Here is a 22,795-nt window from a genome sequence, read left to right as displayed (position 1 = left end):
GGCGTGCCACGCATTTTCCGGCCCGACGCGTGCCTGGTGTCGGGAACGGAACGCTTGGTGCGACAGTCTTCAAGAGTGGGCGCAAAAGGCGTACGAGGGCGTACGGGAACGTACGAGGCGAAACAGGAGTCCGGCACCAAGATGAGCGACGAGCCGCAGCCGCAGCAGAGCAGCCAGGGCTGGGCACCCACAGACCCGGAGTCGACCGCTCCGGACACCGCCGCGGACAAGAAGCCGAAACGGCCCAAGCGCACCGGCTGGCGCCGGCTGATCCCGACCTGGCGGCTGGTGCTCGGTACCTTCGTCGGCGTGGTCCTGATCCTGGTCGGCCTGTTCGTGCTCGGCTACAACCTGGTCAAGATCCCGCCGGCGAACACGACCGCGACCAAGCAGAGCAATGTGTACCTGTACGCGGACGGCAGCCAGCTCGCCCGCGACGGCGAGGTCAACCGGGAGATCGTGACGCTCGCGCAGATGTCCAAGGGTGCCCAGCACGCGGCGCTCGCCGCCGAGGACCGCGACTTCTACACCGAGTCGGCCGTCGACCCGAAGGCGATGATCCGGGCCGCCTGGAACACGGCCACCGGCAAGGGCAAGCAGTCCGGCTCGACGATCACCCAGCAGTACGTGAAGAACTACTACCTGGCCCAGGAGCAGACCGTCTCGCGGAAGGTGAAGGAGTTCTTCATCTCCATCAAGCTGGACCGCGAGAAGAGCAAGGACGCCATCCTCGAGGGCTACCTCAACACCAGCTACTTCGGCCGCAACGCGTACGGCATCCAGGCCGCCGCCCAGGCGTACTACGGCGTCGACGCGAAGGACCTGACCGTCGGCCAGGGCGCCTACCTCGCGGCACTGCTCAACGCGCCGAGCGAGTACGACGTGGTCGCGCACCCCGAGAACAAGTCCGCGGCCCTCGCCCGCTGGAACTACGTCCTCGACGGCATGGTGAAGAAGAACTGGGTGACGCAGTCGGCCCGGGACAAGGTGAAGTTCCCGCAGCCCAAGCAGGCCGTGGTCGCGGCCGGCATGTCCGGCCAGCGCGGCTATCTGGTGCGGGCGGTGAAGGACTACCTGACCGAGCACAAGATCATCGCCGAGGACACCCTGGACACCGGCGGCTACCGCATCACGACGACCCTGCAAAAGCCCAAGCAGGACGCCTTCGTGAAGGCCGTCGACGACCAGGTGATGGACAAGCTCGACAAGAAGAACCGCAAGGTCGACAACTACGTCCGCGCGGGCGGCGTCTCCATCGACCCGGCCACCGGCAAGGTCATCGCGATGTACGGCGGGATCGACTACACCAAGCAGTACGTCAACAACGCCACCCGCCGCGACTACCAGGTCGGCTCCACCTTCAAGCCGTTCGTCCTCACCTCGGCCGTGCAGAACGGCTCAGTTACCCAGGACGGCCGCACGATCACCCCGAACACCGGCTACGACGGCACCAACAGGCGTCCCGTGCAGGGCTGGACCGGCGGCACGTACGCGCCCGAGAACGAGGACGGCGTCTCGTACGGCCCGATCTCGGTCCGCGAGGCGACGGACAAGTCCGTGAACTCGGTGTACGCGCAGATGGCCGTGGACGTGGGCCCGTCCAAGGTCAAGCAGACGGCGCTGAAACTGGGGCTGCCCGAGAACACACCCGACCTGAACCCGTACCCCTCGGTCGCGCTCGGCACGGCCACCGCCAGCGTGCTGGACATGGCGGAGGCGTACGCCACGCTCGCCAACCACGGCAAGCACGGCACGTACACGCTCGTCGAGAAGATCACCAAGGACGGCGAGGGCGTACAGCTGCCGAAGCAGGCCGCCAAGGCGGCCGTCAGCCGCGAGGCCGCCGACACCACCACGTCGGTCCTCCAGAGCGTCGTCCAGAACGGCACGGCCACGGCCGCGCTGGCCGCGGGCCGGCCCGCGGCCGGCAAGACCGGCACCGCGGAGGAGGACCAGGCGGCCTGGTTCGCGGGCTACACGCCCCATCTCGCGACTGTCGTCGCCGTGATGGGCCAGGACCCGGAGTCCGGCAAGCACAAGGCGCTGTACGGCGCGATGGGCCTGCCCCGGATCAACGGCGGCGGCGCGCCCGCGCAGATCTGGGCGCAGTTCACGAAGGCCGCCCTGAAGGGCAAGCCGGTCGCCGACTTCGACCTCCGGCTCCAGGCCGGCGCGCAGGAGCAGCAGCCCCTGCCGACCGGACCCGGTGACGAGCCGGGCACGGGCGGCCAGGACAACGGCGGTACGACCTCGGACGGCGGCCAGACCTCCGAGCCCACGACCGAGGGCCAGACGGACGGCGGCACCCCCACGACGGGCGGCACGACCGACGGCGGCACGCCCACGACAGGCGGCACGACGGACGGCGGGACCACCGACGACGGCGGCACGACGGACGGCGGCACCACCGACGACGGCGGCACGACCGACGGCGGCACCACTGACGGCGGCGGCACGACAGGCGCCGGGGGGACGACGGACGGCGGCGACGCGACGGGAGCCGGGGGTACGACGGCGGGCCTGTTCGGCCGGTAGAGAGAGCACCTCGGCAGCGCAAGCGAAGGGGGCTGGTGACAGCGGTCACCAGCCCCTCGGCCGTACGTCCTCCAGGCATCCGGAGGTGCCTCCGGGTACCTACAGACAGGTCCAGGTACCTACAGGTACAGGCCCGTCGAGTCCTCGGACCCCTCGAAGCGGTCCGCGGCCACGGCGTGCAGGTCGCGCTCGCGCATCAGGACGTACGCGGTGCCGCGTACCTCGACCTCGGCGCGGTCCTCGGGGTCGTAGAGCACCCGGTCGCCCGTCTCCACGGTCCGTACGTTCTGTCCGACCGCGACGACCTCGGCCCAGGCCAGGCGCCGGCCGACCGCCGCCGTCGCGGGGATCAGGATGCCGCCGCCGGACCGGCGTTCGCCCTCGCTGGTGTCCTGCCGCACGAGAACGCGGTCGTGCAGCATCCGGATCGGCAGCTTGTCGTCATGGGTGCTGTGCTTGTGCAGTTTGGCGCTCACGTCCCGAACCTACCTGCCTTTGCCCGCTCCGTCCGCAGGCGGGTCAGCGCTTGCGCCGACGGGAGCCGACGGCGACCAGCCCGACGACCCCGACCACGACGAGCGCCACGGGCACGATGCGCTCCAGGCGCGGCGCGCCCTCCTTGGTGACCAGCTGGCCCTTCACATCGCTGACGGCCCGGTTGACGCCGACGTACGCGCGTCCGAGCGTGTTGTCGATGTGGGAGACGACCTTGGCCTTGGCGTCGCCGACGATCGTCTTCGGGTGCACCCGGACGCCGATCTCGTCGAGCGTCTCGGCCAGCGTGTCGCGGCGGCGCCTGATGTCCGCCTCGATCTGCGCCGGAGTTCTGGTATCCGGCGTGCTCGACGTGTCCGCCACCGCGTTTCCTCCGTGGTCGTTGCGACGTGTTCCGTGCGTGGTCCGCAAGCTTTTCTGCGTCCGTGGTCGACAGTCTGTCAGCTTCGTGCCGAACGCACCCCGCGGCACCCCCCATCGGGCGCTGTCGCGGCCATGTCGGCGGGCGCCATTAGGCTCGTTCGCGTAACCCGCCCCTTGCCACGTGAGGTACCGATGAGCGAGCGACTCCAGCCCGGCGACACCGCCCCCGCCTTCACCCTGCCGGACGCCGACGGCAACGAGGTCTCCCTGGCCGACCACAAGGGCCGCAAGGTCATCGTCTACTTCTACCCGGCCGCCCTGACCCCCGGCTGCACCAAGCAGGCCTGCGACTTCACGGACAACCTGGAGCTGCTGGCGGGCGCCGGTTACGACGTCATCGGCGTCTCCCCCGACAAGCCCGAGAAGCTCGCGAAGTTCCGCGAGCAGGAGAACCTGAAGGTCACGCTGGTCGGCGACCCGGACAAGCAGGTCCTGGAGGCGTACGGCGCCTTCGGCGAGAAGAAGCTGTACGGCAAGACGGTCGTCGGCGTCATCCGCTCCACGGTGGTCGTGGACGAGGAGGGCAAGGTCGAGCGGGCGCTGTACAACGTGAAGGCCACCGGCCATGTGGCGAAGATCATCAAGGATCTGGGCATCTGAAGGATCTGGGTATCTGACGGTCTTCTTGTGACGGAAGTCCCTCTGCGCGGGGACTTCCGTTTGCGTTCGCCACCTCGGAGCAGGTGATCCTCTGGAAATTTGTCTCCAGAAGCGAAGGGATCACTCCATGGCGGCCACCGAGCCCGGCCCCGTCGAGGCCGCTGCCGGCCCTGAGGCGGTCAAACGCCACCGCAGACTCTTCCGTGCCGTCGCCCGCCGCAGAAACCCTCCCCTGCGGCGCACCGACATCACGGTGACCGACGAGCGGGCGGTGAAGCGTGCCGTCAAGGCGGCTTCGCTGGGCAATGCCATGGAGTGGTTCGACTTCGGCATCTACAGCTACCTGGCCGTCACCATCGGCCATGTCTTCTTCCCGTCCGGGAACGGCACCGTCCAGCTGCTGTCCTCGTTCGCGACCTTCGCGGTCTCGTTCCTGGTGCGGCCGCTCGGCGGCATGGTCTTCGGCCCGATGGGCGACAAGGTGGGCCGTAAGAAGGTCCTCGCCCTGACGATGATCCTGATGGCCATCGGCACCTTCGCCATCGGGCTGATCCCGCCGTACGCCACCATCGGCTTCTGGTCCCCGGTCCTGCTGATCCTCTTCCGCCTCGTCCAGGGCTTCTCCACGGGCGGGGAGTACGGCGGGGCGTCGACCTTCATCGCCGAGTACGCCCCCGACAAGCGCCGGGGCTTCTTCGGGAGCTTCCTGGAGTTCGGCACGCTCGCCGGGTACGTCGGCGCGGCGGGGCTCGTGACGGTGCTGACGACGGTCCTCGGCAGCGGCGGCATGGAGTCCTGGGGCTGGCGCGTCCCGTTCCTCGTGGCGGGCCCCATCGGTCTCGTCGGCCTCTACCTCCGGCTCAAGCTGGACGAGACGCCCGCGTTCCAGAAGCTGGAGGACAACTCCGCACGCAAGGCGACCGACGCGGCCTCCACCGTGGAGACCACCGCCAAGGGCGACCTGGCGAAGATCTTCCGGAACCACTGGCCGACGCTGATCCTGTGCGTCTGCCTGGTCGGCGCGTACAACATCACCGACTACATGCTGCTGTCGTACATGCCGACGTACCTGTCCGACGAGATGGGCTACAGCGAGACCCACGGCCTCCTCGTCCTCATCGTCACCATGCTGCTCCTGATGCTGGTCATCAGCCAGGTGGGCAAGCTCTCGGACCGCTACGGCCGCAAGCCGCTGCTGATGGCCGGCATGCTGGGCTTCCTCGTCCTGTCGATCCCGGCCTTCCTGCTGGTCAAGCAGGGCAGCCTGGTCGCGGTCTCGGCGGGCATGCTGATGCTCGGCCTCTCCCTGGTCTGCATGCTCGGCACCATGTCCGCGGCGCTCCCGGCCCTGTTCCCGACACAGGTCCGCTACGGCTCCCTCTCGGTCGGCTACAACCTCTCCGCGTCCCTCTTCGGCGGTACGACCCCGCTGGTGATCACCGCCCTGATCAGCGCCACCGGCACCGACATGATGCCCGCGTACTACGCGATGGCGGCGGCCCTGGTCGGCATCATCACGGTGGCCTGCATGAAGGAAACGGCCCAACAGCCGCTGGCCGGGTCACCCCCCTCGGTGGAGACCCCGGAGGAGGCGGCGGAACTGGTGGAGAGCCGCACCCCGATGCCTAGGCCCTGACGCCCGCCGCACCACCGCACGGCCCGTACCGGACAGCATCCGGGTACGGGCCGTTTCGCGTCCCGCACGAGGTCCGGCGTGACCGCCGGAGCCGCCGTCTTCCCCGCCGAGCCCCGCCGCCCGGTCGTCGATCAGGTCGAGCCAGGTGGCCCGCCCCGGCGTCCGAGCCGGTGCCCGTCAGGCTTGGGCGACGTTCTCGGACGCCACCCGGGCGAGGGTGTCCGCCACCGTTGTGCAGGCGAGCCGGGTCACGGAGCGCAGCTCGGCGTCCGAGGTGCCGGCCCGGCTCAGTACGGCCAGCGACTGGTTGACAGCGATGACGAACGTGGCGAGCTCGTCGAGCGTCCGGGGGGCGGCCGAGGAGTCCGCCAGTGCCGCGCGGACCCGCTGGCGCTGCGTGTCGAGCAGGCCACGCACGTGAACGCCGCTCTCCTCCTTCAGCGTCAGTGACTGCGCGGCGGACTGGGCGATGAGGCACCCCACGGGGACCGACGGGTCGGCGATACGGCCCAGGATGACGTCGAAGAACGCCTCGACCGCGCGCACCGGATCACCGGGGTGCGCCGCGAGCGCCTGCTCGTACTGCGCGCCGTAGATCGACGCGTAGCGGTCGAGGCACTGGCCGAACAGGGCGTCCTTGTTGCCGAAGGCGCCGTAGAGGGAGCCGCGGCCGAGGCCCGTGGCCGCACCGAGGGCATCGAGTGAGGCGTCCGCGTACCCGCGCTGCCAGAACACCCGCATGGCCTGGTCCAGGGCCGCGCTGACATCGAACTGCTTCCGGCCGGACACAGCGTGTACCTCCCGTTTCTCGTCCTTGCCGTGAGCTTACCCGCATCTTGGATCGATCGGTCGGTTGATCTTTGACCGATCGATCCAAGATGGTTAGCGTGGCGGTCATGAATCTGCCGCCCACCCACCTGCCCACGCCCGAAGGCCCCGGTTCCGTCTCTCAGGTGCCGAACCTCCCGGCGCGATTCACCGAAACCTTCACCAGCCGGTACGTCGACACCGGTGAACTGCGCCTGCACGCCGTCACCGGCGGCCAAGGACCTGCGCTGCTGTTGCTGGCCGGCTGGCCCCAGACGTGGTACGCCTGGCGCCTCCTGATGCCGGCGCTGGCTCAGGACTTCCAGGTCGTCGCGGTCGATCCGCGCGGTGTCGGGCTGTCAGACAAGCCCCTGGGCGGGTACGACACCGGCACGCTCGCACGCGACATGGTGGCGCTGATGGACGCGCTCGGGCATCAGCGCTTCGCCATGGTGGGTCACGACGTCGGGATGTGGACCGGCTATGCCCTGGCCGCGGACCACCCCGACCGGCTCGACCGCCTGGCCGTCGCCGAGGCCGCGATCCCGGGACTGTCCCCCTCACCGCCCCTCTTCGGCAGCCGGGTGGCCAACGACCGCCTGTGGCACTTTGCCTTCAACCGCCTCACCGACGTCAACGAGCAGTTGGTCAGCGGACGGGAACATCTCTACTTCGGCCGCCAGTTCGCCACGAAGTCCGCGAAGCCGCTGCCCGACCACGCCGTCCAGCACTACGTCGGCATCCTCGCCGCCGACCCGGAAGCCCTGCGGTCCAGCTTCGAGTTCTACCGCGCGCTCGATACGACCATCGCGCAGAACCAGCGGCGCCAGGCCCGACGGCTGTCCCTCCCCGTCCTGGCGATCGGGGGAGCGGAGAACATGGGCGCATCGGTCAGCGAAACGATGAAGCTTGCCGCCGACGACGTGGAGAGCCTTGTCCTCCCCGAGTGCGGCCACTACCCCGCCGAGGAGACCCCGGAGGCGATGCTGGCCGCGCTGACCGCGTTCCTGGCCCCGTACCGGGACGGGCGGACCGCGGCGGACATCCCCACGGCACGGGGTACCGACGCCTAGCGGTCAGCCCGGACCGTAAGAGGACCCGACGCCTTCGGAGGCCACAGGCCGTGCGGCCGCCACGCGATCACCGACACGTAGTGCCGTGGCGGAAAGCGCCGTTGACCATGGCCGAGCACCGCATCACCGGTAGCATGGGCTGGCGCACGCGGCCGTTGCTGAATGGTATAAGCGGAGGTTTTAGGTGCCTCTGGGCTTTACGCCCATGTGGGTTCGAATCCCATCGGCCGCACACACCCAGAGGGGCCGTCCGACGAGACGGCCCCTCTTCGTGTCTCAGCCCAACAACTCCCGCACCACCGGCACCAACTCCCGGAACGCCTTGCCGCGGTGGCTGATCGCGTTCTTCTCCTCCGCCGACAGCTCCGCGCAGGTGCGCGTCTCGCCCTCCGGCTGGAGGACCGGGTCGTAGCCGAAGCCGTTCGTGCCCGTCGGGGTGTGGCGGAGCGTGCCCCTCAGTTGGCCCTCGACCACGCGCTCGGTCCCGTCCGGCAGGGCCAGGGCCGCCGCGCACGCGAAGTGGGCGCCCCTGTGCGCCTCGGAGATGTCGGACAGCTGGGCCAGGAGCAGGTCCAGGTTGGCCCGGTCGTCGCCGTGGCGGCCGGACCAGCGGGCCGAGAAGATGCCGGGGGCGCCGCCCAGGACATCCACGCACAGGCCCGAGTCGTCGGCGACCGCCGGGAGTCCGGTGGCCCGGGCGAGGGCGTGCGCCTTCAGGAGGGCGTTCTCCGCGAACGTGACGCCCGTTTCCTTGACGTCGGGGATGTCGGGGTACGCGTCCGCGCCGACGAGGTCGTGGGTGAGACCGGCGTCGGCGAGGATCGCCCTCAGTTCGGTGATCTTTCCGGCGTTGCGGGTGGCGAGGATCAGACGGGTCATGGGGTCCAGTATCCCGGCCTCGCGGAGGTGCCCGTTACGGCGTGCACACCTTCGTCAGTTCGCCCGCCGCGTCGGTGACCGGGCTGATGTCCGGGGTCTCGTCGCCGTTCTTGACGGCGTCACGGACGTTGGAGACCGCCTTCTCGAGGTCGTCGACCGCCTTGTTGACGTCGGCGTTGTCGGTCTTGTCGCCGATCTTGTCGAGGTTCTTCTCTATGGCGTCGAGGGACTGGTCGGTCTGTGTCGGATCGTCGGCCGCGTTCTCCACCGCCTGCTGGAGGTCGGTGACGCTGTCGGCGATGGAGTCGGCGGCCTGGACGCAGTCGAGAGCCTTGCTGACGGCGTCGCAGCCGACGACCGCCGGAACGGCGACGAGTGCGGCGACTACGGCGAATGCGGCGGTGCGGCGGCGGTGGCGCGCGGCCATGGAACGGTTCCTCCCCCTGGACATGATGTGGTCGACGGACGCACGGCTGGACCGTGCGCCCGCACCCTTAAGAACGCGAAGGATCAGCGTGTGGTTGCCTCCAGGGCCGCACGTTGGATCACCGCCAGTTCGTCGCAGCCCGAAACCGCCAGGTCGAGAAGGGCGTTGAGCTCCTTGCGGTCGAAGGGTTCCGCCTCGGCGGTGCCCTGGACCTCGACGAAGCGGCCGTCGCCGGTGCAGACGACGTTCATGTCGGTGTCGGCCTTCACGTCCTCCTCGTAGCAGAGGTCCAGCAACGGCACCCCGCCCACGATGCCCACCGAGACCGCGCTGACCGTGCCGGTGAGCGGCTTTCGGCCCGCCTTCACGAGCTTGCGGCCCTGGGCCCAGGCGACCGCGTCGGCGAGGGCGACGTACGCGCCCGTGATCGCGGCCGTGCGGGTGCCGCCGTCGGCCTGGAGGACGTCGCAGTCGAGGACGATCGTGTTCTCGCCGAGCGCCTTGTAGTCGATGACCGCGCGCAGGGAGCGGCCGATCAGACGGCTGATCTCGTGCGTACGGCCGCCGATCTTGCCCCGGACCGACTCGCGGTCGCCGCGGGTGTTGGTGGCGCGCGGGAGCATGGAGTACTCGGCGGTGACCCAGCCTTCGCCGCTGCCCTTGCGCCAGCGCGGGACGCCTTCGGTGACGGAGGCGGTGCAGAAGACCTTCGTGTCGCCGAAGGAGACGAGGACGGAGCCCTCGGCGTGCTTGCTCCAGCCGCGCTCGATGGTGATGGGGCGGAGCTGTTCGGGCGTGCGGCCGTCGATTCGAGACATGCCGATGAGCCTAGCCGCAGACGGGTGAGGGGCCGCCTCCGGTTACCGGAAGCGGCCCCCGATGAGTGTGGAGAGCGTTCAGAGAGCCCGGCGCGGAGCCGGACTCACATCATGTCTTCGATGTCCGCGGCGACCGGGTCCGCGTCCGTGCCGATGACGACCTGGATGGCCGTGCCCATCTTGACCACGCCGTGCGCGCCGGCTGCCTTGAGTGCGGCCTCGTCGACCAGGCTCGGGTCGACGACCTCGGTACGCAGCCGGGTGATGCAGCCCTCGACCTCTTCGATGTTGTCGATCCCGCCGAGCCCGGCAACGATCTTCTCAGCCTTGGTGGCCATGTCCTACTCCCTGATCCGAACCGCTTTGTCGCAGTAACCCACAGTTGGCCCATCTTCGCGAGCGGTCATGGTGCCGGTGCCGAATGATGACGTCACGACAGCGCGACGACCGTCCGGCAACTGGTCTACACCACCTGTCGGACGGTCGCCAAACGCGGGGAGGACGCCCATGAGTGCCGACAGCGCCGCCGCGCCCGCCCGGCCCCGCTGGAGCCACCTGTTCCAGGGCCTGCAGAAGATGGGCCGCAGCCTTCAGCTGCCGATCGCCGTGCTGCCGGCCGCGGGTCTCCTCGTCCAGCTGGGACAGCCGAACGTGTTCGGGCCCGAGGGGCTGGGCTGGACCGATGTCTCCAAGGTGATGATGGGCGCGGGCAGTGCGCTGCTCGACGGTTCGCTCGGCCTGCCGCTGCTGTTCTGCGTCGGCGTCGCCATCGGCATGGCGAAGAAGTCGGACGGTTCCACGGCGCTCGCCGCGGTCGCCGGCTTCCTCGTCTACTACAACGTGCTGCGCCAGTTCCCGCAGGACTGCGCGAGCGGGGCGAAGGCGGTGGTCACCGGCTGCCGGGCGGCCGACGGCACGATGGTGGCGTTCACGTACCAGAATCCGGGTGTCTTCGGCGGCATCGTGATGGGGCTGCTCGCCGCGTTCCTCTGGCAGCGTTACCACCGTACGAAGCTGGTGGACTGGCTCGGCTTCTTCAACGGCCGGCGGCTCGTGCCGATCATCATGGCGTTCGTCGCCGTCGCCTTCGCCGTGGTGTGCCTGTGGGTCTGGCCGCCGATCGGTGCGGCGCTGGAGCACTTCAGCGACTGGCTGGACGGCCTGGACGCCTGGGGCGCGGGCGTGTTCGGCGTCGCCAACCGCGCACTGCTGGTCGTGGGGCTGCACCAGTTCCTGAACGTGCCCATCTGGTTCCAGTTCGGCAGTTACACCAAGCCGGACGGGCAGGTCGTGCACGGTGACATCAACATGTTCCTGGCGGGCGACCCGAACGCGGGCCAGTTCACCTCGGGCTTCTTCCCGATCATGATGTTCGCGCTGCCGGCCGCCGCGCTGGCGATCACGCACTGCGCCCGGCCGAACCGTCGCAAGGAGGTCGGCGGTCTGATGCTGTCGGTGGCTCTGACCTCCTTCGTCACGGGCATCACGGAACCGCTCGAGTACTCCTTCCTGTTCGCCGCCCCGCTGCTCTACGCGGTCCACGCCCTGCTGACCGGTGTCTCGATGGCGGTGACGTGGGGCCTGGGTGTGCACGACGGCTTCAGTTTCTCGGCGGGGCTGATCGACTACGTCCTCAACTGGAACCTGGCGACCAAGCCGTGGGCGATCGTTCCGATCGGACTGTGCTTCGCGGCCGTGTACTACGCGATCTTCCGTTTCGCGATCACGAAGTTCGACCTCACCACTCCGGGGCGGGAGCCGGAGGAGGAGGTCGAGGACATCACGAAGGCGTAGTCCCGCGGCGGCCACGAAGGCCCCCGGACCTGCCGGTCCGGGGGCCTTCGTCATGAATCGGGCACGTTCTCACGCTATGGCCGAGGCCACAAAATTCGCGGGTTCCTTATCCAGCCTTCACCGTGCTACAACAGGTCTACACCACTGAGTGGTGTAGACCACGTCGGCCCCCGCCCACCCCTCTTTGTCCCCTGGGCGGCGCCTTGCCCTCCCCCAGCCTCCGGCCGGGGGGATCCCCAGGAGGAAGTTGTGTCCACGGCCAGCGCCGCTCCCGCGGCCGAGCAGAAGAAGAAGGGCTCCGGCGCGATGGCTGTCCTGCAGCGCATCGGCCGCAGCCTGATGCTGCCGGTCGCTGTCCTGCCCGCCGCCGCCCTCCTGGTGCGGCTCGGCAACGCCGACATGCTCGGGCGCCCGTCCTTCCCCTCGTTCTTCACCAAGATCGCCGGATTCATGTCGGCGGGCGGCAACGCGATCCTCGACAACATGGCGCTGCTGTTCGCCGTGGGCATCGCCATCGGCTTCGCGAAGAAGTCGGACGGCTCGACCGCCCTCGCGGCCGTGGTCGGCTACCTGGTCTTCAAGAACGTGCTCGCCACGTTCACCGACAAGAACCTGCCGAAGGTCGCCACGGCCGTCGACGGCAAGGTGGTCATGGTGGACGCGCCCGTGGACGCCAAGGTCCTCGGTGGTGTGGTGATGGGCATAGTCGTCGCCCTGCTGTACCAGAAGTTCTACCGGACCAAGCTGCCCGACTGGGCCGGGTTCTTCGGCGGCCGCCGTCTCGTCCCGATCCTCTCCGCCTTCGCGGGCCTGCTGATCGGCATCGTCTTCGGCTACATCTGGCCGGTCCTCGGCACGGGTCTGCACAACTTCGGTGAGTGGCTGGTCGGTTCGGGCGCCGTCGGTGCCGGCATCTTCGGTGTCGCCAACCGTGCGCTGATCCCGATCGGCATGCACCACCTGCTGAACTCGTTCCCGTGGTTCCAGGCGGGCGAGTACCACGGCAAGAGCGGTGACATCGGGCGCTTCCTGGCGGGTGACCCGACCGCCGGACAGTTCATGACCGGCTTCTTCCCGATCATGATGTTCGCCCTGCCGGCCGCCTGCCTGGCGATCGTGCACTGTGCCCGCCCCGAGCGCCGCAAGGTCGTCGGCGGCATGATGTTCTCCCTGGCGCTGACCTCCTTCTTCACGGGCGTGACCGAGCCGATCGAGTTCACGTTCATGTTCATCGCGCCGGTCCTCTACGCCATCCACGCGGTCCTCACCGGTGTCTCCATGGCGCTGACCTGGGCCCTCGGCATGAAGGACGGCTTCGGCTTCTCGGCCGGCGCGGTCGACTTCGGCCTGAACCTCGGCATCGCGACGAACCCGTGGGGCCTGGTCCTGGTGGGCCTGTGCTTCGCGGCCGTCTACTACGCCGTCTTCCGCTTCGCGATCACCAGGTTCAACCTCCCGACCCCGGGCCGCGAGTCGGACGAGGAACTGGCGGAGCTGCAGAAGGCCGAGGCCAAGTAGCAGCCCGTACCAGCCACGCGTGAAGGCCCCCGGAGGATTCTCCGGGGGCCTTCTCGTGCGTGCGGGGCGCTACGGGTGTCAGATCTCGTACGACAGCCGGGGCGCCGCCAGCTCCACAGGACCGGTGAACGTCTCGCGGGCGTCGGCGAGGTTCACCTGGGGGTCCGTCCACGGGGGGATGTGGGTCAGGACCAGGCGGCGGGCACCGGCGCGGGTGGCGGTCTCGCCTGCCTCGCGGCCGTTGAGGTGCAGGTCCGGGATGCTCTCCTTGCCGTGCGTGAACGCGGCCTCGCACAGGAACAGGTCGGTGTCCCGGGCGAGTTCGTCGAGGGCCCCGGTCACGCCCGTGTCCCCGGAGTAGGTCAGGGAGCGGCCGCCGTGTTCGATGCGGATGGCGTACGCCTCCACGGGGTGCCGCACCTTCTCGGTGTGCACGGTGAAGGGGCCGATGTCGAACGTGCTCGGCTTCACCGTGTGGAAGTCGAAGACCTCGCTCATCGAGGAGGCGGAAGGAGTGTCCGCGTACGCGGTGGTCAGCCGCTGTTCCGTGCCCTCGGGTCCGTAGACCGGGATCGGGGCGCAGCGGCCGCCGTCGTGACGGTAGTAGCGCGCGACGAAGTACGCGCACATGTCGATGCAGTGGTCGGCGTGCAGATGGCTGAGGAAGATCGCGTCGAGGTCGTAGAGACCGCAGTGGCGCTGCAACTCGCCGAGGGCGCCGTTGCCCATGTCGAGGAGCAGCCGGAAGCCGTCGGCCTCTACGAGGTAGCTCGAGCAGGCCGATTCCGCGGACGGGAACGACCCCGAGCAGCCGACGACGGTGAGCTTCATGAGAGCTGGAACCTCCGCGCTGACAGGAAATGCAGAGAGCAGATTCAGGGGGCGGATACAGGGGGCGGGCACGCGAAAACAGGGGTCGTGCGGTCCGTCGAGCGTAAGGCGCAAAAGGGCGGCTCGCTCCTCCGCCAGGGGCCGTTGTGGGCGAACTCACCTGTGGTGTCACCGGTTCGGCTGGACCGGAAACGCACACGCGTGCGCCGGAGCCGCCGACGGGTAATGCGGATAGGGCGGGCGGTGGGACGTACGCGCCGGTACCGTCGTCCGTATGGACACGTCATGGTGGCTGGCGCTGGCGGCGGTGGTGCTGCTCGCGCTCGTCGCGACGCTCGTCGACGGCTGGGGGCGCCGCGGGCGCAGGCCGTCCGGGCGTACGCGTCCGCCGGGGCATCCGGGCGCGCCCGGGCGGCCGCAGCCCGCCGAGATCTGGTGGGCGAACGTGCCCTACGAGGAAGGGGCCGGCGTCAAGGACCGGCCCTGTCTGGTGCTGGCGGTGCGGGGCGGCCGGGCGACGGTCGCGAAGATCACCAGCAAGTACCACGACGAGCGGGCGGGCGTGATCCCGCTGCCACCGGGGGCCGTGGGCGACGCCCATGGGAGGGCGAGCTTCCTGGAGACGGACGAGCTGCGGGACGTTCCGCTGCGGGAGTTCCGCCGGCGGGTGGGGGTGGTGGATCCGGTGCTGTGGGATCAGGTGCGGTATTTGGCGGGGTGAGACGGCGGTCAGTGGGGCGAGACCGCGGTCAGACGGCTGAGGCCGCTGTCAGAAGGCTGAGGACGCGGCGCCGACAGCTCGGCCGGGACTGAAGGTCTCAGCCCCGGCCCGCTGTCGAAGCGTGTGGTCACGCCCAGAGTTGTCCCTGAAGCGTCGCGATCGCCTCTTCTGTCGTGGCCGCGGTGTAGACGCCCGTCGACAGGTACTTCCAGCCGCCGTCCGCGACCACGAAGACGATGTCCGCCGTCTCCCCCGCCTTGACCGCCTTGTTGCCCACGCCGATCGCCGCGTGCAGCGCCGCGCCCGTGGAGACGCCCGCGAAGATGCCCTCCTGCTGGAGCAGCTCCCGGGTGCGGGTCACCGCGTCCGCGGAGCCGACGGAGAAGCGGGTGGTCAGCACCGACGCGTCGTACAGCTCGGGGACGAAGCCCTCGTCCAGGTTCCGCAGGCCGTACACCAGGTCGTCGTAGCGCGGCTCGGCGGCGACGATCTTGATGTCCGGCTTCTGCTCGCGCAGGTAACGGCCCACGCCCATCAGCGTGCCGGTGGTGCCGAGGCCGGCGACGAAGTGGGTGACGGAGGGCAGGTCGGCGAGGATCTCGGGCCCGGTGGTCGCGTAGTGCGCGCCCGCGTTGTCCGGGTTGCCGTACTGGTAGAGCATCACCCAGTCCGGGTGCTCGGCCGCCAGTTCCTTGGCGACACGGACCGCCGTGTTGGAGCCGCCGGCCGCCGGGCTGGAGACGATCTCGGCGCCCCACATGCCCAGCAGGTCACGGCGCTCCTGCGAGGTGTTCTCCGGCATCACGCACACGATGCGGTAGCCCTTGAGCTTGGCCGCCATGGCGAGCGAGATGCCCGTGTTGCCGCTCGTCGGCTCCAGGATCGTGCAGCCCGGTGTCAGCCGCCCGTCCTTCTCGGCCTGTTCGATCATGTGGAGCGCGGGGCGGTCCTTGACCGAGCCCGTCGGGTTGCGGTCCTCCAGCTTGGCCCAGATCCGCACGTCCTCGGACGGCGAGAGCCGCGGCAGGCGCACCAGAGGGGTGTTGCCCACCGCGGCGAGCGGGGAGTCGTAGCGCATCGCTGATCAGCGGCCGATCAGACCATGCCGCCGGCCACGGCCGGCAGGATCGTCACGTTGTCGCCGTCGGTGAGCTTGGTGCTGATGCCGTCCAGGAAGCGGACGTCCTCGTCGTTCAGGTAGACGTTGACGAAGCGGCGCAGCTCGCCGCCCTTCTCCTCGTCGACGATGCGGGCCCTGATGCCCGCGTGGCGGGTGTCGAGGTCGGTGAACAGCTCGGCGAGGGTCTCACCGGTGCCGTCTACGGCCTTCGCACCGTCGGTGTAGGTGCGGAGGATGGTGGGGATGCGGACCTCGATGGCCATGGTTGCGGGCTCCTGTCGGAAGGAATTCAGGTCGGTGGGCGCGCGGCAGCGCGAAGAAGCTCCGGGTTACGCCTACGCCGGTTGCTCACGGCCGTACGGCGGCAGGATCAGCGCCTACAGAGGGCGCTGTTCAGCCTGCACAGGTCGACGTGCAGCCGCGCCACGAGCAGCGTGCCCGGCGCCTTCTCGCTCACGTCGTGGAAAACCATGGGGTCATCGTATCGATTCCCGGTCCGGGTCCCGGAATGTGATCTCGCATTCCGGACGCTCGGGGGCCGAGGGATGAGACCGCGGGGTGAGGTCGAGGGGTGAGGTCGAGGGGTGAGGCCGCCGGGCGAGGCCGAAGCGTGAGATCGAAGGGTGAGATCGAGGGTGAGATCAGTAGGCCTCGACGACCTTGACCTCCTCCTCCGTCACCTCGCCCGCCACGATCTGGAACGAGCGGAACTGGAACGGCCCCGCGTCGTCCGCGTCCGCCGTCGAGACGAGGACGTAGTGGGCGCCCGGCTCGTTCGCGTACGAGATGTCGGTGCGGGACGGGTACGCCTCGGTCGCGGTGTGGGAGTGGTAGATGATCACCGGCTCCTCGTCGCGGTCGTCCATCTCGCGGTAGAGCTTGAGCAGGTCGCCCGAGTCGAACTCGTAGAACGTGGGCGAGCGGGCCGCGTTGAGCATGGGGATGAAGCGCTCGGGGCGGCCGGAGCCCTCCGGGCCCGCGACGACGCCGCACGCCTCGTCGGGGTGGTCCTGGCGCGCGTGCGCGACGATCTGGTCGACGAGGGCCTGGGTGATGGTCAGCATGTCGGTCAGGATAAGCAGAAGGGCCGTCCCGTACCGAGGCGTGGTACGGGACGGCCCACATGCTGGATTTTGTGCGGGAACTCCGTGCGGTCAGCCGACCTTCTCGAACTTCGGCTCGTGGCGCTCGGCGACCTGCGGGTTGCGGGCCTTGAGGACGTACCAGCCGATGGCCAGCGCGGCGGCCCAGACGGCCATCACGTAGAGGCAGACCCGGGAGTCGGCGTCGTACGCGATCAGGCCGGTCACGAAGAGCAGGAACACGATCGCGACCCAGCTGCACTTCGCGCCGCCCGGTGCCGGGAAGGAGGACGCGGGCAGTCGGCCCGCGTCGACCGCGCGGCGGTACAGGACGTGGCTGACCAGGATCATCAGCCAGGTCCAGATGCCGGCCGCGGTGGCCACCGAGGTGACGTAGCCGAAGGCCTTCTCCGGGACGACGTAGTTGAGGATCACGCCGATGCCCATGAAGAGGACCGAGATCGTGATGCCGAAGGCGGGCGTCTTCGAGGCGGAGAGCTTGCTGAAGACCCTCGGGGCCTCGCCGTTGTCCGCGAGCGTGCGCAGCATGCGGCCCGTGGAGTACATGCCGGAGTTGCACGAGGACAGGGCCGCGGTGAGGACGACGAAGTTGACGATGCCCGCGCCGGCCGGGATGCCGATCATCGCGAAGGCCTTGACGAACGGGCTCACGCCGGGCGCGAACTCGGTCCACTTCACGACGCAGAGGATGACGGTGAGGGCACCCACGTAGAAGAGGGCGATGCGCCAGGGCAGGGTGTTGATCGCCTTCGGGAGGGTCTTCTCCGGGTCCTCGGACTCGCCCGCCGTCACACCGACCAGCTCGACGGCCAGGTAGGCGAACATGACGCCCTGGAGGGTCATCAGGGACGAGCCGATGCCCTTGGGGAAGAAGCCGTCGAACTGCCAGAGGTTGGCGACGGAGGCGGTGTCACCGGCCGAGCTGAAGCCGAAGGTGAGCACACCGAGGCCGATCACGATCATGCCGATGAGCGCGGTGACCTTGACCATCGAGAACCAGAACTCGATCTCGCCGAAGAGCTTCACCGAGATCAGGTTGGCCACGAACAGGACGACCAGGAAGACCAGGGCCGTCACCCACTGTGGGACGGCCGGGAACCAGTAGTGGACGTAGATCGCGGCGGCGGTCAGTTCCGCCATGCCGGTCACCACCCACATCAGCCAGTACGTCCAGCCGGTGAAGTAGCCGAAGAACGGGCCGAGGAACTCGCGGGAGTACTCCGCGAAGGAACCCGACACCGGGCGGTACAGGAGCAGCTCGCCGAGCGCCCGCATGATGAAGAAGATGATCACGCCCGCGAGGGCGTACATGAGGATCAGGCTGGGCCCGGCCTTGGCGATGTTCGCCCCGGCGCCCAGGAACAGGCCGACGCCGATGGCGCCGCCGATCGCGATCATCTGGACCTGGCGGCTGCCGAGCCCGCGCTCGTACCCCTCTTCGGGGGCGTCGCCGCCCACGGCCCCATTGCCGTCGTACTGCTTGTCGACCTGCGATGAGGTCATGTTGGTGCGCCTTTCTCCACGCCGACCCGAGCCAGTCCCATGGCTTCGGATCGGGTTCCGATCCCCCCGGATGTGATGGAGCTTGTGCCTGGCCGGCGATCCGCCGGCTCGGTGGCGCACCCGAGCGGACATGGGTGGTGTCCGTCGGGCGGTCGTGAAGATTTATCACGGCCGCAACATTGGTCGTCCGGGACGTGTGTGGCACACGCCTCAGGAAGAAGCGGACAAAGATGACCTGATCGACCCATAACAGGCCGCAACGGTGACAGGATCGTTATCCGGATTTGAGCGTCCTCTGAGCGAACACCGGAGGAGGCTCGAACGCCTGTGAATCAGGACATAAGGGTCTCGATCAGGGTCTCCTGCAACCCGCCGAGCCAGAGATACGCCATCACCATCGGCTTGCGCGGGTCCTCGTCCGGCAGCCGGTAGAGGAGGTCGGTGTCCTCCTCGTCGACGACGTCGAGCCGGGAGCCGATCGCCAGCCGCAGGTCGTTGAGCGAGCCCAGCCACTGCCGGGACTCCTCCGGCGACAGCTTGAGGACCGCGCCGCCCTCCCCCGCGACCGTCATCCCGTCCAGGGTGCGGATCACCACGAGGGCGTTCTCGCGCTTGCCTGCGCGCAGGTCGTTCTCCGTGAAGCGGCGGAACTCCGAGGAGTGCGCACGCTGCTCCTCGGCCTCCTCGGGCGAGCCTCCCTCGCCGCCGGGGCCGCCGTAGGCGTCCGGGAAGAGGCGCTGGAGGACGGGGTCGGAGGGCGGCTCGCTCGGCCCCTCGGCGAACAGTTCGGCGAGCGGGTCGGCGGCGGCGTCCTCCGCGGGGCCCGGGCCGATCAGCTCCAGGAGCTGGACCGCGAGCGAGCGGATGATGGAGATCTCGACCTCGTCGAGTGCGACGGCCGCGCCGCCGCCGGGGAGCGGTTCGAAGTGTCCTGGCATGAAGTGAGTTCGCTACTTCCGGTCCTGCTGAAGGGTGGCCCACAGACCGTAGCCGTGCATCGCCTGCACGTCGCGCTCCATCTCCTCACGCGTCCCGCTGGACACGACCGCGCGGCCCTTGTGGTGGACGTCGAGCATGAGCTTGGTGGCCTTGTCCTTGGAGTAGCCGAAGTACGTCTGGAAGACATACGTCACATAGCTCATGAGGTTGACGGGGTCGTTGTGGACGATCGTCACCCAGGGGACATCCGGCTCAGGTACGGCGAAGACCTCCTCTGCCGACTCGGTCTTTTCGATCTCTAGGGGTGCGGGAGCCGTCACACGGCCCATGCTGCCACCACAGAGGGGGGCCCGCACAAATGGACTGCGCAAATCGGACCTACAAATCGTCAGACTGACGAGATGGGGGTACGATCGCGGACCATGCGGCAATCCCCGGGGGGACAACCCCCGGACCCCCGGCCGACACCGGGGGCGTCCGGAGCGAATTGCGAGGAAAGCACAGTGAACCCAGCGGACCTTGGGCTGCCGGTGGATGTTCCGTCGACGGCACTCTTCACCGACCAGTACGAACTGACGATGCTCCAGGCCGCACTGGCCGCCGGGACCGCCGAACGGCGCTCGGTCTTCGAGGTCTTCACCCGACGGCTGCCCGAGGGGCGGCGGTACGGCGTCGTGGCCGGGACCGGGCGCGTCCTGGACGCGGTCGAGAACTTCCGCTTCGACGCCGCCCTCCTCGGCTTCCTGCGCGAGCGGCGGATCGTGGACGAGCCGACCCTGGAGTGGCTCGCCTCGTACCGCTTCCGGGGGGACATCTGGGGCTACCCCGAGGGCGAGGTCTACTTCCCGGGCTCGCCCCTGCTGCGGGTCGAGGGCTCGTTCGCGGAGTGCGTGCTCCTGGAGACCGTGATCCTGTCCATCCTCAACCACGACTCGGCCATCGCGGCCGCCGCCTCCCGCATGTCCTCCGCCGCCGGTGCGCGCCCGCTGATCGAGATGGGCGCCCGGCGCACCCACGAGCTGGCCGCCGTCGCCGCCGCGCGGGCCGCGTACGTCGGCGGCTTCGCGACCACGTCCGACCTGGCCGCGGGCTTCCGGTACGGGATTCCGACGGTCGGTACCAGCGCGCACGCGTTCACGTTGCTGCACGACACCGAGCGGGACGCCTTCCGGGCCCAGGTGGACTCGCTGGGCCGGGGCACGACGCTGCTCGTGGACACGTACGACGTCGCCGAGGCCGTACGCATGGCCGTCGAGATCGCCGGGCCCGAGCTCGGTGCCGTGCGCATCGACTCCGGGGACCTGCTGCTCGTCGCGCACCGGGTGCGGCAGCAGCTGGACGACCTGGGCGCGACCGAAACGAAGATCGTGGTGACCTCGGACCTGGACGAGTACGCGATCGCCTCGCTGGCCGCGGCGCCCGTGGACGCGTACGGCGTCGGCACCCAGCTGGTGACGGGATCCGGCCATCCGACATGTTCGATGGTCTACAAACTGGTGGCCCGCGCCCACTCGGCGGACCCGGCGGCTCCGCTGGAGCCGGTGGCGAAGAAGTCGACCGGCGGGAAGACCTCCATCGGCGGGCGGAAGTGGGCAGCGCGCCGGCTCGACGAGCACGGGGTGGCCGAGGCCGAGGTGATCGGGACGGGGCCCGTGCCGGCCGGTCTGGAGGGCCGTCAGCTGCTCGTGGAGCTGATAAAGGGCGGCCAGGTCGTCGCCCGCGAGTCCCTCGACGTCGTACGGGACCGGCACGCGGCCGCCCGTGCCGGTCTGCCGTTGTCGGCGAACCAGCTGTCGCGCGGGGAGCCGGTGATCCCGACGGAGTACGTGTGACCGAGCCCCCGTCCGGGCGGGCGGGGGCCTCGGAAGCGGCGGGGGAAGCGGAGGCGTCGGCAGGGTACGGCTCCGGCCACCCTGGCGGAAACGCGAATGAACGGGCGACCGGCGGGCATGCAATGGCAGCGCCGCCCGCGCACCGGCACGACGCCGAATGCCCCCTCCCGCCCCGCACGCGAAGTCTCTAGGCTCGGTAGTTCATATACGTACGGCCGGGCCCGCACCCCTCCTGCCCGCGCCACTCCCGTCCGCACCCCTCGCCCCCCCCGCCTTCCTCTCCCCTCCACCACACCTCTGCCAAGCCGAAGGACACCGACCATGCGCCGCGCCTTGATCGTCGTAGACGTGCAGAACGACTTCTGTGAGGGGGGCAGCCTCGCGGTGGCCGGAGGTGCCGATGTGGCTGCCGCGATCACCGAGCTGATTGGGCAGGCGCCCGCCGGGTACCGCCATGTCGTCGCCACCCGCGACCACCACGTCGCGCCCGGCGGCCACTTCGCCGACAACCCCGACTTCGTCCACTCCTGGCCCGCGCACTGTGTGGCGGGCACGGAGGGGGTCGGCTTCCACCCGAACTTCGCACCCGCCGTCGCCTCCGGCGCGATCGACGCCGTGTTCGACAAGGGCGCGTACGCGGCGGCGTACAGCGGGTTCGAGGGCGTCGACGAGAACGGGGTGTCGCTGGGCGACTGGCTGCGGGCCCGGGAGATCGGCGAGGTGGACGTGGTGGGGATCGCCACGGACCACTGCGTGCGCGCTACCGCGCTGGACGCCGCGAGAGAGGGGTTCCGCACCCAGGTGCTGCTGGACCTCACGGCCGGCGTGGCCGAGGAATCCACGGAGCGGGCACTGGAGGAACTGCGCTCGGCGGGCGTGGAACTCTCGGGCAAGCCGGTGGTGTAGCTGTAGCGGAGCGGAGGCCTCCGGCGAGCGGGAGCGGTGAGCGGGAGACGGTCGGTTCGGCACCGCGGGAGAGCGCCGTCGCGGCCGATGCCACGGAGCGGCAGCCGGCCGGGCTCGTATCCCGGGAAGGCGCCGTCGCGGCTGATCGCCGTCGTGGCTGCACGGCCCGTGCCTGCGCGGCCCGCCACTGCACGGCTCGCGGCTGCGCAGCATCGCGGCGGTGGCAAGCCGTCGCCGGGGCAGTGACCGGCGGCCGTCCGGCAGCCGTCGCGGCGGCGCAGCCCCCGGCGCCGAGATCGGGCTCATCCGCCCCGGTCGCAGCCTCCGGCGGACCGGCCCACGAGTGGCCCGCCCGGCCGACCCGGACGCGCCGCACCCATTTCCTACGCCTGCGGTGCCGGGCGGCGCAGGAGCGCTCTGATCGGGTGCCAGAGTTCTGTGGTCGGTCCCGGGGGTGTGACGCCGCTGTCCGGGGCCGTGCGCCACAGCAGGCCGTCGGGATGGTGCAGGACCGCCGTGATTTCGTCCGGGGTCGGGGGTGCCGCGTTGCCTCGCAGGTAGACCGCGCGCATGCCCAGGTTGCGCAGGCGGGTCAGCGCGCGGGCCCGGTTCTGGGCGAGTACGAGGACGCGGACGCAGTCCGTGGCGGTGCCCATGGCGGCACCGGCGCCGAGGGCGACGGCCGTGCCCGAGCCGGGCGGGCTGGGCAGGTTCAGTGCCACCACCACGCTTCCGTTCGGCAGCTTGCAGAAGCCTCCTGCGGCCATGCGGTCATACCCCCGTGCGAGCCGGTGTCAATAAGAAAACCACAGCACGCACCTAAACACGATCGGCC

25 protein-coding genes and 1 tRNA gene are annotated in these 22,795 nt (G+C 69.6%); 10 read left to right on the top strand and 16 right to left on the bottom strand.

The genetic code is table 11. From position 1 onward, the window contains the following. Positions 1-141: 141 nt before the first annotated feature. Positions 142-2,535 (top strand): transglycosylase domain-containing protein, encoded by a 2,394-nt coding sequence (locus tag SAVERM_RS26730; protein WP_037649880.1) that lies wholly within the window; start codon positions 142-144, stop codon positions 2,533-2,535. A 119-nt stretch (positions 2,536-2,654) separates the two neighbouring features. Here SAVERM_RS26730 and SAVERM_RS26725 read toward each other — a convergent pair whose 3' ends face one another. Next, complete coding sequence (locus tag SAVERM_RS26725) at positions 2,655-3,011, bottom strand: GroES family chaperonin (protein WP_010986582.1); 357 nt, start codon at positions 3,009-3,011, stop codon at positions 2,655-2,657. 43 nt (positions 3,012-3,054) lie between these two features. Further along, positions 3,055-3,393 (bottom strand): DUF3618 domain-containing protein, encoded by a 339-nt coding sequence (locus SAVERM_RS26720; protein ID WP_010986581.1) that lies wholly within the window; start codon positions 3,391-3,393, stop codon positions 3,055-3,057. A gap of 192 nt (positions 3,394-3,585) precedes the next feature. Here SAVERM_RS26720 and bcp point away from each other — a divergent pair, with 192 nt between their 5' ends. Both bcp and proP read left to right on the top strand, forming a co-directional pair. Then, positions 3,586-4,053, top strand: coding sequence for a thioredoxin-dependent thiol peroxidase (gene bcp, locus SAVERM_RS26715; protein WP_010986580.1), 468 nt, complete (start codon positions 3,586-3,588; stop codon positions 4,051-4,053). Positions 4,054-4,180: 127 nt separating this feature from the next. Then, positions 4,181-5,689 carry a glycine betaine/L-proline transporter ProP gene (gene proP / locus SAVERM_RS26710; RefSeq protein ID WP_010986579.1) on the top strand — a complete coding sequence of 503 codons (1,509 nt, stop codon included), beginning with the start codon at positions 4,181-4,183 and terminating at the stop codon, positions 5,687-5,689. Between the two features lie 177 nt (positions 5,690-5,866). On the opposite strand, the gene SAVERM_RS26705 is transcribed toward proP, so the two are convergent. After that, on the bottom strand, positions 5,867-6,478 hold the full coding sequence (locus tag SAVERM_RS26705) for a TetR/AcrR family transcriptional regulator (RefSeq protein ID WP_010986578.1): 612 nt from the start codon (positions 6,476-6,478) through the stop codon (positions 5,867-5,869). Between the two features lie 107 nt (positions 6,479-6,585). On the opposite strand from SAVERM_RS26705, the gene SAVERM_RS26700 reads away from it, so the two are divergent. Beyond that, a complete protein-coding gene (locus SAVERM_RS26700) occupies positions 6,586-7,569 on the top strand; it encodes an alpha/beta fold hydrolase (protein WP_010986577.1) in 984 nt (327 codons plus the stop codon). A gap of 148 nt (positions 7,570-7,717) precedes the next feature. Continuing rightward, positions 7,718-7,801 (top strand) — tRNA-Leu (locus tag SAVERM_RS26695). A 44-nt stretch (positions 7,802-7,845) separates the two neighbouring features. On the opposite strand, the gene rdgB is transcribed toward SAVERM_RS26695, so the two are convergent. The 4 genes from rdgB to SAVERM_RS26675 form a co-directional block, all read right to left on the bottom strand. Continuing rightward, a complete protein-coding gene (gene rdgB, locus SAVERM_RS26690) occupies positions 7,846-8,448 on the bottom strand; it encodes an RdgB/HAM1 family non-canonical purine NTP pyrophosphatase (RefSeq protein ID WP_010986576.1) in 603 nt (200 codons plus the stop codon). 34 nt (positions 8,449-8,482) lie between these two features. Then, positions 8,483-8,875, bottom strand: a complete 393-nt coding sequence (locus SAVERM_RS26685; protein WP_037649883.1) for a hypothetical protein — start codon at positions 8,873-8,875, stop codon at positions 8,483-8,485. 83 nt (positions 8,876-8,958) lie between these two features. Then, positions 8,959-9,693 carry a ribonuclease PH gene (gene rph, locus SAVERM_RS26680; RefSeq protein ID WP_010986574.1) on the bottom strand — a complete coding sequence of 245 codons (735 nt, stop codon included), beginning with the start codon at positions 9,691-9,693 and terminating at the stop codon, positions 8,959-8,961. A 104-nt stretch (positions 9,694-9,797) separates the two neighbouring features. After that, a complete protein-coding gene (locus tag SAVERM_RS26675; RefSeq protein ID WP_010986573.1) occupies positions 9,798-10,031 on the bottom strand; it encodes a PTS sugar transporter subunit IIB in 234 nt (77 codons plus the stop codon). Positions 10,032-10,200: 169 nt separating this feature from the next. On the opposite strand from SAVERM_RS26675, the gene SAVERM_RS26670 reads away from it, so the two are divergent. Next, positions 10,201-11,487, top strand: a complete 1,287-nt coding sequence (locus SAVERM_RS26670) for a PTS transporter subunit EIIC (protein WP_010986572.1) — start codon at positions 10,201-10,203, stop codon at positions 11,485-11,487. Positions 11,488-11,736: 249 nt separating this feature from the next. Then, positions 11,737-13,005: a PTS transporter subunit EIIC gene (locus SAVERM_RS26665; RefSeq protein ID WP_010986571.1), complete on the top strand. Its 1,269-nt coding sequence runs from the start codon at positions 11,737-11,739 to the stop codon at positions 13,003-13,005. A gap of 78 nt (positions 13,006-13,083) precedes the next feature. On the opposite strand, the gene SAVERM_RS26660 is transcribed toward SAVERM_RS26665, so the two are convergent. Then, positions 13,084-13,836, bottom strand: a complete 753-nt coding sequence (locus SAVERM_RS26660; protein ID WP_010986570.1) for an MBL fold metallo-hydrolase — start codon at positions 13,834-13,836, stop codon at positions 13,084-13,086. A gap of 274 nt (positions 13,837-14,110) precedes the next feature. Here SAVERM_RS26660 and SAVERM_RS26655 point away from each other — a divergent pair, with 274 nt between their 5' ends. After that, on the top strand, positions 14,111-14,557 hold the full coding sequence (locus tag SAVERM_RS26655) for a type II toxin-antitoxin system PemK/MazF family toxin (RefSeq protein ID WP_010986569.1): 447 nt from the start codon (positions 14,111-14,113) through the stop codon (positions 14,555-14,557). Positions 14,558-14,684: 127 nt separating this feature from the next. Here SAVERM_RS26655 and SAVERM_RS26650 read toward each other — a convergent pair whose 3' ends face one another. From SAVERM_RS26650 to clpS, 7 genes are all read right to left on the bottom strand, one after another. Continuing rightward, positions 14,685-15,635 (bottom strand): PLP-dependent cysteine synthase family protein, encoded by a 951-nt coding sequence (locus SAVERM_RS26650; RefSeq protein WP_010986568.1) that lies wholly within the window; start codon positions 15,633-15,635, stop codon positions 14,685-14,687. Between the two features lie 17 nt (positions 15,636-15,652). Beyond that, a complete protein-coding gene (locus SAVERM_RS26645) occupies positions 15,653-15,940 on the bottom strand; it encodes a MoaD/ThiS family protein (protein WP_010986567.1) in 288 nt (95 codons plus the stop codon). Positions 15,941-16,047: 107 nt separating this feature from the next. Beyond that, positions 16,048-16,149, bottom strand: a complete 102-nt coding sequence (locus tag SAVERM_RS45625; RefSeq protein WP_338058993.1) for a putative leader peptide — start codon at positions 16,147-16,149, stop codon at positions 16,048-16,050. 169 nt (positions 16,150-16,318) lie between these two features. Further along, complete coding sequence (locus tag SAVERM_RS26640) at positions 16,319-16,741, bottom strand: M67 family metallopeptidase (protein WP_010986566.1); 423 nt, start codon at positions 16,739-16,741, stop codon at positions 16,319-16,321. Between the two features lie 90 nt (positions 16,742-16,831). Next, a complete protein-coding gene (locus SAVERM_RS26635) occupies positions 16,832-18,283 on the bottom strand; it encodes an amino acid permease (protein WP_010986565.1) in 1,452 nt (483 codons plus the stop codon). 332 nt (positions 18,284-18,615) lie between these two features. Further along, positions 18,616-19,221, bottom strand: a complete 606-nt coding sequence (locus SAVERM_RS26630) for a DUF2017 domain-containing protein (protein WP_010986564.1) — start codon at positions 19,219-19,221, stop codon at positions 18,616-18,618. Positions 19,222-19,233: 12 nt separating this feature from the next. Beyond that, complete coding sequence (gene clpS / locus SAVERM_RS26625) at positions 19,234-19,551, bottom strand: ATP-dependent Clp protease adapter ClpS (RefSeq protein WP_010986563.1); 318 nt, start codon at positions 19,549-19,551, stop codon at positions 19,234-19,236. A gap of 174 nt (positions 19,552-19,725) precedes the next feature. Between clpS and SAVERM_RS26620 the strand changes: the two genes are divergently transcribed. Further along, positions 19,726-21,054 (top strand): nicotinate phosphoribosyltransferase, encoded by a 1,329-nt coding sequence (locus SAVERM_RS26620; protein WP_010986562.1) that lies wholly within the window; start codon positions 19,726-19,728, stop codon positions 21,052-21,054. A 321-nt stretch (positions 21,055-21,375) separates the two neighbouring features. Then, positions 21,376-21,960, top strand: a complete 585-nt coding sequence (locus SAVERM_RS26615) for an isochorismatase family protein (RefSeq protein ID WP_010986561.1) — start codon at positions 21,376-21,378, stop codon at positions 21,958-21,960. A gap of 383 nt (positions 21,961-22,343) precedes the next feature. Here the strand turns inward: SAVERM_RS26615 and SAVERM_RS26610 are convergent, their stop codons facing one another. After that, entirely contained in the window at positions 22,344-22,727 is a 384-nt protein-coding gene (locus SAVERM_RS26610) for a hypothetical protein (protein ID WP_010986560.1), read from the bottom strand. Positions 22,728-22,795: the final 68 nt, after the last annotated feature.

The sequence above is a fragment of the Streptomyces avermitilis MA-4680 = NBRC 14893 genome (assembly GCF_000009765.2).
In the GTDB taxonomy this organism is placed as follows: domain Bacteria; phylum Actinomycetota; class Actinomycetes; order Streptomycetales; family Streptomycetaceae; genus Streptomyces; species Streptomyces avermitilis.
Note: the sequence above shows the minus strand (reverse complement) of the source record. Positions and strands in the feature narration are given on the sequence as shown.

What these genes read in the sequence shown, in the direction of transcription:
- SAVERM_RS26730 (WP_037649880.1), top strand. Translation starts at nt 142, where the DNA reads ATGAGCGACGAGCCGCAGCCGCAGCAGAGCAGCCAGGGCTGGGCACCC.
- bcp (WP_010986580.1), top strand. Translation starts at nt 3,586, where the DNA reads ATGAGCGAGCGACTCCAGCCCGGCGACACCGCCCCCGCCTTCACCCTG.
- proP (WP_010986579.1), top strand. Translation starts at nt 4,181, where the DNA reads ATGGCGGCCACCGAGCCCGGCCCCGTCGAGGCCGCTGCCGGCCCTGAG.
- SAVERM_RS26700 (WP_010986577.1), top strand. Translation starts at nt 6,586, where the DNA reads ATGAATCTGCCGCCCACCCACCTGCCCACGCCCGAAGGCCCCGGTTCC.
- rdgB (WP_010986576.1), bottom strand. Translation starts at nt 8,448, where the DNA reads ATGACCCGTCTGATCCTCGCCACCCGCAACGCCGGAAAGATCACCGAA.
- SAVERM_RS26685 (WP_037649883.1), bottom strand. Translation starts at nt 8,875, where the DNA reads ATGGCCGCGCGCCACCGCCGCCGCACCGCCGCATTCGCCGTAGTCGCC.
- rph (WP_010986574.1), bottom strand. Translation starts at nt 9,693, where the DNA reads ATGTCTCGAATCGACGGCCGCACGCCCGAACAGCTCCGCCCCATCACC.
- SAVERM_RS26675 (WP_010986573.1), bottom strand. Translation starts at nt 10,031, where the DNA reads ATGGCCACCAAGGCTGAGAAGATCGTTGCCGGGCTCGGCGGGATCGAC.
- SAVERM_RS26670 (WP_010986572.1), top strand. Translation starts at nt 10,201, where the DNA reads ATGAGTGCCGACAGCGCCGCCGCGCCCGCCCGGCCCCGCTGGAGCCAC.
- SAVERM_RS26660 (WP_010986570.1), bottom strand. Translation starts at nt 13,836, where the DNA reads ATGAAGCTCACCGTCGTCGGCTGCTCGGGGTCGTTCCCGTCCGCGGAA.
- SAVERM_RS26655 (WP_010986569.1), top strand. Translation starts at nt 14,111, where the DNA reads ATGGACACGTCATGGTGGCTGGCGCTGGCGGCGGTGGTGCTGCTCGCG.
- SAVERM_RS26650 (WP_010986568.1), bottom strand. Translation starts at nt 15,635, where the DNA reads ATGCGCTACGACTCCCCGCTCGCCGCGGTGGGCAACACCCCTCTGGTG.
- SAVERM_RS26645 (WP_010986567.1), bottom strand. Translation starts at nt 15,940, where the DNA reads ATGGCCATCGAGGTCCGCATCCCCACCATCCTCCGCACCTACACCGAC.
- SAVERM_RS45625 (WP_338058993.1), bottom strand. Translation starts at nt 16,149, where the DNA reads ATGGTTTTCCACGACGTGAGCGAGAAGGCGCCGGGCACGCTGCTCGTG.
- SAVERM_RS26640 (WP_010986566.1), bottom strand. Translation starts at nt 16,741, where the DNA reads ATGCTGACCATCACCCAGGCCCTCGTCGACCAGATCGTCGCGCACGCG.
- SAVERM_RS26635 (WP_010986565.1), bottom strand. Translation starts at nt 18,283, where the DNA reads ATGACCTCATCGCAGGTCGACAAGCAGTACGACGGCAATGGGGCCGTG.
- SAVERM_RS26630 (WP_010986564.1), bottom strand. Translation starts at nt 19,221, where the DNA reads ATGCCAGGACACTTCGAACCGCTCCCCGGCGGCGGCGCGGCCGTCGCA.
- clpS (WP_010986563.1), bottom strand. Translation starts at nt 19,551, where the DNA reads ATGGGCCGTGTGACGGCTCCCGCACCCCTAGAGATCGAAAAGACCGAG.
- SAVERM_RS26615 (WP_010986561.1), top strand. Translation starts at nt 21,376, where the DNA reads ATGCGCCGCGCCTTGATCGTCGTAGACGTGCAGAACGACTTCTGTGAG.
- SAVERM_RS26610 (WP_010986560.1), bottom strand. Translation starts at nt 22,727, where the DNA reads ATGGCCGCAGGAGGCTTCTGCAAGCTGCCGAACGGAAGCGTGGTGGTG.